Source organism: Thermosipho ferrireducens (assembly GCF_017358165.1).
Lineage (GTDB): Bacteria > Thermotogota > Thermotogae > Thermotogales > Fervidobacteriaceae > Thermosipho_B > Thermosipho_B ferrireducens.
The window spans coordinates 1,877,489-1,890,996 of the sequence record NZ_CP071446.1; the positions used below are offsets into that span (position 1 = coordinate 1,877,489).

Below are 13,508 nucleotides of genomic sequence, written 5' to 3' on the forward strand. Positions count from 1 at the left end.
CATCAACCCCTTCTTTCTTTTGCAATTTCCTCAAGAAGCTTTTTCTCTCGTCTTGAAACTCGTCTTGGAATTTCAACCTTAATGTTTAAAATCAAATCTCCTTTTATTCCTGTTTTCATATCCGGTAATCCTTCTCCGCGAATGTAAATCCTTTCACCATATTGAGTTCCAGCAGGAATTTTTACTTCCTTCACCTTGCCGTCAGGCATTTGCATTTTAATTACTGTTCCAAGAATAGCACTCACATAATCGATTGTTACATCCTTTACAAGATTATTTCCTTCTCTTATAAAACCCGCACCGCCTGTAACTCTCACATGAATATATAAATCACCGTATTCTCCTCCATAATAACCTGCATTTCCACCTTTTTGAATTCTTAAGGTGGTTCCATTTTCTATCCCTGCCGGAATTTTTACCTCAACTTTATGCCTTTTCTTAACTCTTCCACTTCCTTTACAAACACTGCACGTTTCTCCTGGAATTTTTCCTGTACCTCCACATTGATTACAAGTATATTGATTAATAACCACCCCCAAAAAGGTTCTTCTTTCCTCACGAACAGTTCCCGTTCCATGACATTTCGGACAACTCACCCATCCACTTGAAGGTTCCACACCTTCTCCTTGACAATGCTCACAAACCTCATATCGTTCGTACTCCAACGGTATCTTAACACCTGTAAACAGTTCCTGAAAATTTACATCAACAGAAATATTAATATCTTCGCCTCTCCGGGCAGTTCTTCGCTTTCTACTGGAAGATGTTCGTTGATTTCCAAAAAATATGTTAAATATGTCATTATTAATAAATTCTCCAAAATCTCTGAATATATCTTCAAACCCTCTAAAACCACCAAAACCGCCAAAACCTTCACCCATGTTTGGGGGAATGTCCCCAACATATCCATATCTATCGTACATAGCTCTTTTTTCCGGGTCAGACAGTACTTCATACGCCTCCTGAATTTCTTTGAATTTTTGTTCAGCTACTTTTTTATTTTCATGGTGTCTATCAGGATGCCATTGTTTTATTAATTTTTTGTAAGCTCTTCTAATTTCTTCGTCCGTTGCACTTCTCGAAACACCGAGTATTTCATAATAATCTTTTTTGGGCATAAAATTCACCTCCTGGGTTTAACAGATACCTTGACTTTTGCTGGTTTCACTACCCTATCCAAAAATTTATAACCATCCTCAACAACTTCTAAAACTGTATATTCTTCTTTTTCTTCATCTTCTATTTTTTCCACAGCTTCGTGTTCAAATGGATCAAATTTTTCACCAACTTCTATTTGCTTAAGTCCCAAACTTTCTAACGCTTTTTTGAAATTTTTATATATAATTTCTATACCCTTATAAAAGACACTTTCTTTTACACTATCCTCAGCTCCTGAAAAGGCTCGCTTAAAATCATCCAGCACTGGTATAAACTTTTCGACAATACGCCCTGTAGCAGATACAGATATCATTTCCTTTTCTTTTGCTGCTTCCATTTTATAATTTTCAAATTGTGCCTTTAAACGCCTGGCGTAGTTTTCAAACTCTCTTAATTGATTTTCCAGTTCTTTTATTCGTTCTTTTAATTCGGTAACTTCTTTATTTTCTGTATCTACATTTTTTTCATCAAGTACTTCTTTATTTTTCATTTTTTCGCTGCTGGCATTTGTTCTTTTTTCTTCCATCTTATACCACCTCCTATTGAATGTTTCTTGCAACCACTGTGAAATATTCTGTAAGTCTATTAACCACATATTCCACACTATCAAAAACCTTATCATAGTCACTGTATTTATCAAAGATTGTGGCAAGTTTTCCCACTTTTTTATTTCCAACAAAATATGGGACAATTAATATACTATATTGTTCAAAATTTCTAATCCCATGTTCCTTGCCTACGTAAATTCCATCTTTCATACTAAATATGTATGAATAAAACTCAAAAGTTGTAGAATATCTTATGATTTCTTTCAGTTTATCACTATCAAATTTTTTTCCAGAAATCAAATTAGATATTCCCTCACTTATATAATCTTCATACCTTTCAGTAGCAATTCTCTCGGAAAGTTCAATAAATTCCTTTAATCTACCTTCTGCCCAGGAGAATTTTTCAATCACTTCCCTGAGTCTCATTTTAAAATCGTTCAAAGTTGCTCCCTGCAAACTTTTATTTAAAAAGGCCTCGATATCAACTAAATTAAAAACTTCTGAATGTTGCATTGGCAAAACCGAAGTTAAACCAAGTTCTGTTATTATGTTTACAATAGTAAAATTTGGAGTAACTGGTGTAAGAACTATTCTTTTTATTCTTAAATTAATAGGGCTCGGCTTTTCTACAATAACATAGCTTCTTACAGTTGAAGCCAGAAGTTTTGCAGCCCCCTGAATAATTCTGTCAAGATCTCCTATTGGAAATTGTGTAGTAGTATTAACCGAGTAGCCAGTACGCTTTGTTGCCTGTCTCAACGAAAGAACCTCGTCAACGTAAAAACGCAACCCTTTATCTGTGGGTATTCTTCCAGCGGAAGTATGTGGTTGATAAATATACCCAAGATAATCTAATTTTCTCAAATCGTTCCTGACCGTGGCTCCACTCCAGTCAAGATTTGTAGACTCCAGAATTCGTTTCGAACTAACAGGACTTCCAGTTTTAACGTATTCTCTAACAACACAATAAAGGATCTTTTGCTGCCTTTCTGTAAGATCCTTCACTACACCACCTCACCTTTATCAAACGCTTTATCACTCTATAAATTAGATTGCTAATTAAAGTATAACACAAAAAGCTTCGCGCGTCAAATGGATAGTTTTGTTACAAAAAATAATACCTGAACTTTTTAAATATTTTCACCAAAATCATCTGGAATGGAAAAGAATCCTATTACAGCAAGAATGTCACCTATCAATATAAATACCATTCCAATCATAAGCACAACCAATATAGCTCCCCATTTGTAAAATGAAGCTGCCATATTAAAAATATTCAAGGAAAGACGTTCTGATAATAGTCTATATGCTCTTATTTTGTATACAATTGCAATTATCATTAACCCAACAAAAGAAACAAAACTTATAACAAAATTCCCTGTCATTGAAAATACTTGATCTTCAAAATGCACCTCGCCAAAACCATAATCTGTCGTTTCATACCCAAACGGAGCTCTTTCACCAAAAGGCATCACTGCGTGCTCAGAAAACATACTTACCATACCGGTAAATATCACTATTGCAAAAATAACTACAGAAATAAATCCAAAAACTACAGAAGTTAAAAAATACCTAAAAATTCGAGAATCTTTCAAAGTATTGGATATGTTATACACTCCCATTAAGAAAAGAATCAATCCAATAAGTCCAAAAAACCAACCTATATGAGGCATGTACCCAAAGATTCCAAAAACCACACCAAGCCCTGCTAACACTTTCGATACGTTCAAAGCCATTTAAATCCCTCCTTGCTAATTTTTTATCAAACTACAAATTACACTTATAAATCTTTCTGTATAAAAACTTATTTCTGAAATAGCATTCTTCGGGACTATTTTCCAGGTCTTGAAACACTTTTTATTTAAACATTAACGTATATATTTTAAATGGTTCGTACTGGATTTTTACTTCACCATTTTTAACATCGAGTTTTTTTATTTTATCTTCCAGAATATTACACTCCCACACTTCTTTTACGGAATTGTTCAAACTTATTTTTGAAATACCTCTTGATCCTGAAACTTCCACCATTCTGATGATTATAGCTCTTTCTTTTTCTGCACGTTTCATTCCTATAACTTTCAAAGATTGAGAACTTATTTTCAAAAATGGAAAGATACTTTTGTCAAAAAATCCCTTAAAAATCATTAAAGGTTTGTTTAGCTTTTCTGCCTCCATTACAGTCGGCAAAATTTCCGAACTTCCATATGAAAAAACCGAGTATGTAAATTCATGTCTTCCTTCATCAGCATAAAAATCTGGATAGACAGGGGATCTTAAAAGCGTTAAACCTATAATATTGTTTTTACAACTATGTCCATATTTCCCATTATTTAAAAGGCTGAATGTGTATCCCGATTCAGAAATACTTACCCATCTGTGTGCTGGTACTTCAAATCGTGCCTTCTCATAATCTGTATTTTGGAAAGTAGATCGTTCAATATAACCAGCAGAAAGATCATATTTAGCATAACGAGCTAACACGTTAACCGGAAATATTGCTCTTAACATAGTACGCCTCATATGCCAATCAACAACTGTTTTTATATCTAATCTTCGAGAAGCTTTACTTAAAATATAATACTGAATTATTGATGTACTTCTTATTTTATAACTTACTTTTACAACTGCTCTAACTGGTCCATTCTCAACAATTTCAATATTTTGAGCCTTAAGAAATTCCCCGAATTTTTCATAATGATAATCTATATCCCACGCATCCCACGCAGAAGGGATGTCTCTATAAAGTACTAAACGATTTCCATTTCCATCAAGTACATTTCTTGAAAACTGTTTATCAAAAATATTTAATGAACCATCTTCATTTATCGTCACTTTTAAATATTCATTTTCTAAAAAAATACCATGACTGTCAAAAAAACCTATGCGTTCTTTTGGAGATTTTTTTAAAGCAACATGTTCCTCTTTTAATTCCAGAATTGAAAATGGTTCTACATTATTTTCAATCCAATATATATTTTTCCCATCGTATGTTTTTTGTGAAATTGACTTTTCTCCTTTATCGTCAAAAAATACTTTTTCCATATTACTTTCAAATATTACTGGTTGAGAATAAGAACTTATGTTCAAAAGAGTGATTCCTTTTTCTTTTTCTGTTACTAATTTTCCAGAGGCTTTTTTTACTATAAAGCTTGCATTTTTAATCACATTTTCTAATTCATTTTCAGCATCTTTTTTGACTGTCTCTATACAAGAACCAGGTAATATATCGTGGAATTCATTTCTCAACAACTTTTTCCAATTTTGCTCTAAATCTCTTTCTGGATATTCATAATCCTTAAATGCAAGGATAGACATAAATTCAGCTTTATATAACTCATCTTCTGCTCTCTTATGCAACGCTTTTATACGCGCTTGAGATGTATACGTGCCTCTGTGATACTCAAGATACAATTCTCCATCCCACACGGGTAAATCTTTCTTCACATTTTCTATCGACTCAAAAAAGACTCGTACAGGCTGCATTTTTAATTCTGGCAGGCCAGGATATTGCTTTAAAATTTGATAGTTTTCGCACATTTCATCGGTAGGCCCACCACCGCCATCACTATAACCAAAAGTAAACAATGTTTTGTTAATGAGCGATTTATTCCGGCAGGCATTCCACACATTATAAATATCTTCAGGTCCAAGAATTCCACCATATCCACGTCCTTTGTTATAAAAACTATGATAAATAACCTTTGAACCGTCTATTCCCCGCCAGAGACATAAATCATAAGGAAATGTATTTTTCTCATTCCATGTTAATTTTATAGTAAAAAAATAGGAGATTCCGGCTTGTTTCAATACTTGTGGCAAAATCCAGGAAAATCCAAATACATCAGGAAGCCAACACACATTACTTCTTTTGCCAAATTCATTTTCAAAAAATTTTTGTCCATACAAAAATTGCCTTATCAAAGATTCTACGTGTGGAATATTGCAATCAGATTCTACCCACATTCCTCCTATAATTTCCCATTTCCCATCTTTCACCATAGCTTTAATTTCTTTAAAAATTTCAGGATAATTCTCTTTTATATCTGCATACATCTGGGCAGAGGATTGAACAAACACAAATTCAGGATATTTTTTTGCGAGCCTTATTGCGTTGACAAAAGTTCTGGCTTCCTTACGCTTTGTTTCTTCAATAGGCCATAACCAGGCATAATCAAGATGAGCATGACCAACTACATTGACTTCACCAGATACTTTGAACTCCTTCTGCAACACTTTGATTTCTCTTTTTAAATACGTTAAAGCATTCAAAATTGTTTCTCTCTGCTGGTTGGTTATAATACTGTTCTCTTTCTTAAAAAATCTGGGCTTTTCCCAGAGATTTTCTAAACTGTTTTTAAGAAGTAAATTCTCAGATATGGCGGAAATATACTGTTTTGTGTCTCCTGGAAGATCCATCATGGAAAAAACATTGTCAATTAAATTAGCGAGCTTTTCCTCAAGGATATTATCCTTAGTAACCTGTAAAACTTCTATAGCATTTTTTATTTCAATGAAAGCTTTATAAATTTCCTCATCTATGACTTTTATTTCACTTATCTCAACTGTTGTTTTTTCACTGAATTTTCCAAATAATCCACGTGGCACAACCTGAACACTAATGGTATGCCATTTCCCATCTGCAAAAGGCGAAATATCCAATTCTTTATGATATTCATTTATTTCACCAAAAGCAACATTATCAATAAACACGAGGCTTTCTCCACCAAACCATAAATTCAAATAAATTCTTTCATTCAGACGAATTTCCGGTATAAAAATTTTTTGAGAAAACCACACAGGAGATGGCTCCGGGTTCCAAAAAGAACCTACTCTAATCTTAGAAGTAAAACCTAACGGAGGCATTCGCTCAGATGAACGCTCAAACAACCATTCTGGAATAACTTCCAGTTTTCTTACAACGTAAGGATAAATCTCGTAAAGCATGTGCTTGAACCTTGAAACTAATTGTGTTTTATTAGAATACATTATTTCCTTCACCTACCTCCAAATACTATCTGGAATTTGCCAACAATTTCCACAAAAATGGAAACCCTCGTTTGAATATCAAACGTGGAGTTGTATACACTGCATAATATGCTTTTAAAAACTCACGCCGCAGTTTTTCCGGAGAAAAATGTGGATGTTTAAACACAAGATGTGTGCCGTCAAATTTTTCGTAATTTTTTGTTAAAAGACGAGTTTTTAATTGCTCAAATAACTTCGTACCTGGATAAGGCGTAAGTATCGAAAATTGCACAATACTTGCTCCCAGTTTTTTGGCAAATTTCACAGTTCTTTTTATACTCTCTGTCGTTTCGTTTAATGCTCCGAGAATAAAACTCGCAAATATATCTATCTTATATTTTCGGAGCAAACTGCTCACTTCAAAAGCTATATTGCTATGAAGCTTTTTATTAAATTCCTCCAGCACTTCTTCGTTTGCACTTTCAAACCCGATAAAAAGCATTTTACATCCAGATTTTGCCATAGCCTCTACCATATCTTCGTTTCTTAAAAGTTCATCTGCCCTTGAAAATGCCCACCATTTTATTTTCAAATCATTTTTTATAATTTCATCTGAAAGCCTGATAACTCGCCCGGGATTTAAAGTAAAATTATCATCAAAAAATACTACAGATTTATATCCAAATTTTTCTACAAGTATTTTCAACTCTTCAACGGTACTTTCCACACTTCTCTGTCTCCACATTTTCCCCATAAATTGAGTGACAGAACAAAAATTACAGTCAAAAGGACAACCACGTGATGTTATTATACTCATAGCATAATTTCCCGCAAACTTTGTACGATATTTATGCAATGGCAATCCTTCCCTATCGGGAAACGGGAGAACATCCAGATTCTTTACAAATTTCACAGGAAATATTTTTACCACATTCTCTTTTAAATATGCTATTCCTGGAATCTCTGGATACATTTCCCCAACAGAAATAGCTTTTACCAGTTCCACAAAAGCTATTTCTCCTTCTCCTAAAATGATATAATCAGCTAACCCTTCTTTTAATATGCTGTGCGCATTAAAAGTTGCATGAGGACCACCCATTATAACAATAGTTCCCTTTTTCCTGGCATCTTTTCCTATTTTAGCCGCAAGTGGAAATCGAACAGTATCAGTAGAAATACCTATTACATCATATTCTTCGTAAGATTCTTTTTTATAATCAAAATTTTCCACGTTCATGTCTATAAGCCTTGTCTCATAGCCTGCATTTTTCAGAGACGAACTTATATAGGCAAGACCCAGAGGAGGAAAGAAAGCACCAAGTCTATAATAATAACCTGAATCTTTTGGATTAATCAACAAAATTTTCATAATATCGCCCCTTGATACCTATGATGAAAGCTATGGAAGCTGAAATATGTAAATCAAATAAATTTGTATTATTCTTTATATTAAATTATAGCACATTTGAAGTGTTAAAATTAAAACCAACGCCATAAAAATGTCAATTATTTATAAACATAATTTTCGCTTATCCTTTAAAATTGAACATTTCAGGTCCCAATTTTCTATGTTAAAATTAAAAGTAACAGCTACATAAGGAGTGATACAATTGATTCATTGGTTTTTCAAAAAGACAAAAAGTAGAGTAGAAATAGCTCGTGAAGCTTTCAAAAAAAGAGACAAAAAACTACACAAATTAGCTCATTCAGAAAAGTACATAAAAGAAGAGCCCCACAAAATAGAACAGGGAAAATACATAGGTCCAGCTGTTTATGGAGCAAGTGATGGAATCGTCACAACTTTTGCAGTTGTTGCCGGTGTTGCTGGAGCTAATCTTGATCCAAAAATTGTACTAATACTTGGTTTTGCCAATCTTTTCGCGGATGGTTTTTCAATGGCAGTAGGTGATTACCTTTCTTCAAAATCTGAAAAAGATTATATAAACAGCGAGCGCGCAAGAGAGTTATGGGAAGTTGAACACTTTCCGGATGCCGAACGTAAAGAAGTAGAAGAAATTTACAAGAGAAAAGGTGTTAAAGGTGAAAAATTAAAACTTTTAGTAGACATTATTACATCCGATAAAGAATTATGGGTTGATACCATGATGAAAGAAGAGTTGAATTTATTAGGTGATGATGAAGTTTCCCCGATAAAAAGTGCATTAGTAACATTTTTCTCGTTCGTAATCGCTGGATTTACCCCTTTAATTGCTTATGTTTTTTCAAACTTTGTTCCTTTCTTCCAAACATATAAATTTTTAGCTGCCTCAATTATAACCGGAGCAACTCTTTTTACCGTTGGAGGATTAAGACAGTTAATCACAGATGTAAAATGGTATATCGGAGGCCTGGAAATGCTTTTAGTTGGAGGAGCTTCAGCTTCTGTAGCGTTTTTAATAGGGTTCATTTTACGTACAGTTTTTGGGATAGTAATCTAAATATGTTAGAATTCAATATATAGGAGGAGTAAAAAGATGAATATAAAAAGGGCACTTATTAGTGTTTCAAATAAAGAAGGTATAGTTGAATTTTCAAAAGAACTTCAAAAAAGAGGTGTAGAAATCATAAGCACAGGTGGTACCGCAAAACTTTTGGAAGAAGCTGGAATAAAAGTGATTCACGTTTCCAATGTCACCGAATTTCCAGAAATATTGGAAGGGAGAGTCAAAACTTTACACCCAAAAATTTTCGGAGGCATTCTTGCAAAATTTGGTAACAGGTCTCACCAGAGAGATTTGTTAGAAAATGGTATAGTCCCAATAGACATGGTGGTTGTTACGCTTTATCCATTTGATAAAGTCTCAAGAGAAACAAGAACAGAAGACAAACTTATAGATAGCATCGATATAGGTGGTGTGGCATTGTTAAGAGCAGCCGCAAAAAACCATAGAGATGTAGTGGTTGTATGTGATCCAGAGGATTATGAAAAAATAATAAAAAGCATTGATGAGTGCGGCGATGTTACTCTTCACGATCGAAGAATATTAGCTTTAAAAGCATTTTATAAAACTATGAGATACGATGCAGCTGTCCACAAAGTATTCTCAGAATTGTTTGCATCTGAAAAATTCGAGCATCACACTTTAGAGAGACTTAACAGTTTAAATTACGGTGATAATCCTCATCAGTTTGCTGAACTTTTGCGTGAAATTGATGAAAGCAATTTCAAATTTAAAGCAAATTGGAAACTTTCTCTAAAAGAATTGAGAAACATTTATACAGCTTTTAAAATCTCAAATGAACTGCCAGATGCTGTTATATCTATATCCAACGGTGTACCAACTTATGTTTCTTTAGAACAGGAGATTCCACAAAATGGCAAAAATCTTTACATAAGAAAAGTAGACGAAAATGTTCTTTCCAGACTAAAAAACTTTGAAATAATAATAACTTATGAAATTGATGATAAACTATTCTATAACAGTAACATAAAAATTGTAAAGCTTGAAAAATCACTCGGTATTGAATACGATGAAGTAAAACTTGGTAATTTTGTTGCCCGTCAGGAACTTGATAAAACAAACGGAAAATTTTCTATAACTTCTGGAAATAATTATTCTGAAAACGATATAATCTTAGGCATCACTGTCTCAAAATATGTCAGATCTCACGCGGTGATTGCCACTAAAGATGCAAAAGTAATAGGTGTAGCCAATGACCCAGAAGATCCACTTTTTGCGTTAAAATTACTTATTTCAAAATTAGACTTAAAAGATTCAACTATTGTATCTGACACACCTGTATCTAAAAAATTCGTAGAAATATGTTGTGAAAACGGCGCTAAAACATTGGTAGAACCAGGTGGTAAATATTCTCCCGAAGAATTTGAAAGTTATGACATCACTCTGATACAGACTGGAGTTACTCATTACTCTTTCTAAGAGGTTTAGTGTTATGTATGCAATAGTAACTGAGACTTTTGGAAAATTTATGAAGCTAAAAACAAAAAATGGAGAAATAGTAATAAGGTCTAAAAAATCTGTTCCCAAAGAGGGAATCTCTGTTGAGTTGAAAAGCTCGGGAAATGCTGATTTTTTCGGAAAAATAATAGCTGGCCCATCAAAAAAATTACCATCACTTAAATTTCTCGTTTTTGCGGAAAAGATTTCTAAAAAAAAGCAACATATTGTATCAATTGCATTCTTTCTGGAAGAGTTAAAAGAAAGACTGAAAATTAATAATGAAATTATTAACATCATCAAAAAGTATGTAGAAATTGGGGAAGTTAATGAAGAAATGAAAACTATCGGTTCGTATTTGAACGCATTATCCGGGAAATTTGGGCTGAGATCTTACCAAAATTCTCTTGTATTTACAAATAGAGAAACAGGAGAATTTGAAATTTATACTGAAGACAACACAATAAAGGGTGTTGTTAGAGGCAACTCTATAGAAATCATCTTAAAAAAAATTCCTGAAGATATCGAATTGTTAAAAACATCTCTTGAAAAGCACTTTACTTTTGTAAGTATCAAGAAAGAAGGAATGGAAAATGGAATCTACGCTTGAAACAAAAGAAATAGCTGTGGCTCTAAAATATGAACCTGAAAAAGATTTAGTGCCTTTTGTAGTAGCAAAAGGTAAAGGGAAGCTTGCAAAAAAAATAATAGAAACGGCAAAGAAATCGAAAGTCCCTTTAATAAAATCACCACAACTTGTTCGAGAACTGTTCAAACTAAACATTCTCGAAGAGATACCTAAAAATCTTTACGTAGCAGTAGCCGAAATAATAGCATATGTTGAATCCCGTGAAAAAAGGTGATATTATGAAGAAAATTATATTATTTATATTTTTACTCTTTTCGCTTTTAATAATGGCAGATGTATCTATAAGTGTGGGTTTTTCCATATACTTTGGAAATTTCCAAGACATTCCTGAGTATAGCATCCTTATAAACGTTGGAGAGCCATTAATTGATGTTTACGTAGATGGGGTTTACGCAGGCAAAACAGATGTTTTTGGAAGTTTATTGATAAAATTTTCATCAGCAGGCTACCACACAATTACGTTGGAAGGGGAATATTATTTAAAAGCAACTTATAACTTTTACGTAGATAAAGAAGGAACGTATTTAAACCTTCCTTTGCAACCTGCAGGGAAATTAACAATTTTCTCCAATGTTTATCCTGTAGAAATATATGGAAATGGTATCTATTTTGGAAAAGTATACAGTCTAGAAGACAGCATAAAAATTCCTGTGGGCACTTTTAATTTAATCTTTTCATCCCCAGGGTATGAAAATGCAACTTCCACTGTCACAATAAACTTTCAAGAATCACAGGCTGTAGAAGTGAATTTCATCCCTAAAAAATTGAAAATGTATATTAGAAGCAAAAATAACAGTTTTTCTCCCAATGGTGATTGGTATAACGATAAATGGCAGGTTGAAATTTTCCTCAGCACTTACGCAACAGTAACAATTACTATTGTAAACGATAATAACAAAATAGTATATTTTTATACGTTCAGAGGAAAGCCTAATCTTAACATTTTCACATGGGACGGTTCCAACGTCAGTGATGGAAATTATAAAGTTATTATAAATAGTCAAACAGAAAATGAGAGCAAAACAGTTGAAACATACGTCAGTATTGATCGAAGCAATTACACCTATTTAAAAGAAATAACTTTAAGTTTTATAACAGTCTTTTTTGGATATCTACTTTACAGTATTTTCCAGAATTTACAATAATTAGTTATAATGAGGAGGTAATGACGTGATTACTTATGAAACAAAACAAAAGATAGAAGAAATAAAGAAAAAATACGAAGACATTTTACGGGTTTTTCATCCTGAAGAAAAGGCAGTAGAGCTAAAGAAATTAGAAGAAAAAATGGGAGAGTCTGATTTTTGGAATGACCAGAAAAAAGCACAGGAAATATCCAAAAAGGCGCAGCGTATTAGAAAAATAATTGAAGATATGAAAGAAATAGAAGCTCAACTTGAAGACATAGAAGTTGGTATAGAGCTTGCAGATGAAGATCAAAGTATGGAACAAACTGTTCTCGAGCTTGTTTCAGAAATAGACGAGAAAGTAAGAAAATTTGAGCTTGAACTAATCCTGAATGGAAAGTTTGATTCAAGTAATGCTTATTTAACAATTCATCCTGGTGCCGGTGGAACTGAATCTCAGGACTGGGCATCCATGCTTTTGAGAATGTATACAAGATGGGCTGAAAGAAATGGCTTTGGAGTAGAACTTGTTGATTACCAACCAGGAGATGAGGCTGGAATAAAAAGTGCTACTCTATTTGTAAAAGGTGAATATGCATATGGATATTTAAAATACGAAAGAGGAGTTCACAGACTCGTCCGAATATCACCATTTGATGCAAATAAACGACGTCATACTTCATTTGCTTCAGTAAATGTAATACCTGAAATAGAGGAAGATATTGATATTGAAATAAACCCGGAAGATTTAAGAATAGACACTTACAGAGCCTCTGGCGCAGGCGGACAATACGTAAATAAAACAGAGTCAGCCATAAGAATCACCCACATTCCAACGGGCATAGTAGTGACATGCCAGTCTGAAAGATCACAACTTCAAAACAAAGAAACAGCTCTTAAAGTCCTTAAAGCTCGACTTTATCAGCTCGAAATAGAAAAACGTCAAAAACAGCTCCAGGAAATTCAAGGAGAGTTAAAAGAGATTTCCTGGGGAAATCAAATAAGATCTTATGTTTTCCAACCATACACTATGGTTAAAGATCATCGAACGAACGTAGAAACGGGGAATATTGAAGCAGTCATGGATGGAGATATTGATATGTTCATAGAAGCAGAACTTACACACTTTGCAAAAAGAAATACCGAATAAAATATTTCA

The 13,508-nt window shown here is 33.4% G+C and carries 12 protein-coding genes; 6 read left to right on the forward strand and 6 right to left on the reverse strand.

What is annotated here, in order from left to right:
* Positions 1–2: 2 nt before the first annotated feature.
* From dnaJ to JYK00_RS09220, 6 genes are all read right to left on the reverse strand, one after another.
* On the reverse strand, positions 3–1,118 hold the full coding sequence (gene dnaJ / locus JYK00_RS09195; protein WP_207566601.1) for a molecular chaperone DnaJ: 1,116 nt from the start codon (positions 1,116–1,118) through the stop codon (positions 3–5).
* 5 nt (positions 1,119–1,123) lie between these two features.
* The gene (locus tag JYK00_RS09200) at positions 1,124–1,648 is read right to left on the reverse strand and encodes a nucleotide exchange factor GrpE (RefSeq protein WP_207567685.1); all 525 of its coding nucleotides are present in this window, start codon (positions 1,646–1,648) and stop codon (positions 1,124–1,126) included.
* A gap of 49 nt (positions 1,649–1,697) precedes the next feature.
* Positions 1,698–2,711, reverse strand: a complete 1,014-nt coding sequence (hrcA, locus tag JYK00_RS09205) for a heat-inducible transcriptional repressor HrcA (RefSeq protein WP_207566602.1) — start codon at positions 2,709–2,711, stop codon at positions 1,698–1,700.
* A 125-nt stretch (positions 2,712–2,836) separates the two neighbouring features.
* Complete coding sequence (locus JYK00_RS09210; RefSeq protein WP_207566603.1) at positions 2,837–3,442, reverse strand: DUF996 domain-containing protein; 606 nt, start codon at positions 3,440–3,442, stop codon at positions 2,837–2,839.
* A gap of 121 nt (positions 3,443–3,563) precedes the next feature.
* The gene (locus JYK00_RS09215; RefSeq protein ID WP_207566604.1) at positions 3,564–6,695 is read right to left on the reverse strand and encodes an alpha-mannosidase; all 3,132 of its coding nucleotides are present in this window, start codon (positions 6,693–6,695) and stop codon (positions 3,564–3,566) included.
* Positions 6,696–6,720: 25 nt separating this feature from the next.
* Positions 6,721–8,043 (reverse strand): B12-binding domain-containing radical SAM protein, encoded by a 1,323-nt coding sequence (locus tag JYK00_RS09220; RefSeq protein ID WP_207566605.1) that lies wholly within the window; start codon positions 8,041–8,043, stop codon positions 6,721–6,723.
* 241 nt (positions 8,044–8,284) lie between these two features.
* Here JYK00_RS09220 and JYK00_RS09225 point away from each other — a divergent pair, with 241 nt between their 5' ends.
* From JYK00_RS09225 to prfB, 6 genes are read left to right on the forward strand one after another with little or no spacing between them, the layout of a single operon-like run.
* The gene (locus JYK00_RS09225; RefSeq protein WP_228288160.1) at positions 8,285–9,112 is read left to right on the forward strand and encodes a VIT1/CCC1 transporter family protein; all 828 of its coding nucleotides are present in this window, start codon (positions 8,285–8,287) and stop codon (positions 9,110–9,112) included.
* Positions 9,113–9,148: 36 nt separating this feature from the next.
* Positions 9,149–10,555, forward strand: coding sequence for an IMP cyclohydrolase (locus tag JYK00_RS09230; RefSeq protein WP_207566606.1), 1,407 nt, complete (start codon positions 9,149–9,151; stop codon positions 10,553–10,555).
* Positions 10,556–10,568: 13 nt separating this feature from the next.
* The gene (locus JYK00_RS09235) at positions 10,569–11,183 is read left to right on the forward strand and encodes a hypothetical protein (RefSeq protein ID WP_207566607.1); all 615 of its coding nucleotides are present in this window, start codon (positions 10,569–10,571) and stop codon (positions 11,181–11,183) included.
* Positions 11,167–11,436, forward strand: coding sequence for an EscU/YscU/HrcU family type III secretion system export apparatus switch protein (locus JYK00_RS09240; RefSeq protein ID WP_207566608.1), 270 nt, complete (start codon positions 11,167–11,169; stop codon positions 11,434–11,436). Before JYK00_RS09235 ends, JYK00_RS09240 begins: the two co-directional genes overlap by 17 nt.
* A gap of 4 nt (positions 11,437–11,440) precedes the next feature.
* A complete protein-coding gene (locus JYK00_RS09245) occupies positions 11,441–12,367 on the forward strand; it encodes a PEGA domain-containing protein (protein ID WP_207566609.1) in 927 nt (308 codons plus the stop codon).
* A 25-nt stretch (positions 12,368–12,392) separates the two neighbouring features.
* Complete coding sequence (prfB, locus tag JYK00_RS09250) at positions 12,393–13,499, forward strand: peptide chain release factor 2 (RefSeq protein WP_207566610.1); 1,107 nt, start codon at positions 12,393–12,395, stop codon at positions 13,497–13,499.
* Positions 13,500–13,508 lie beyond the last annotated feature (9 nt).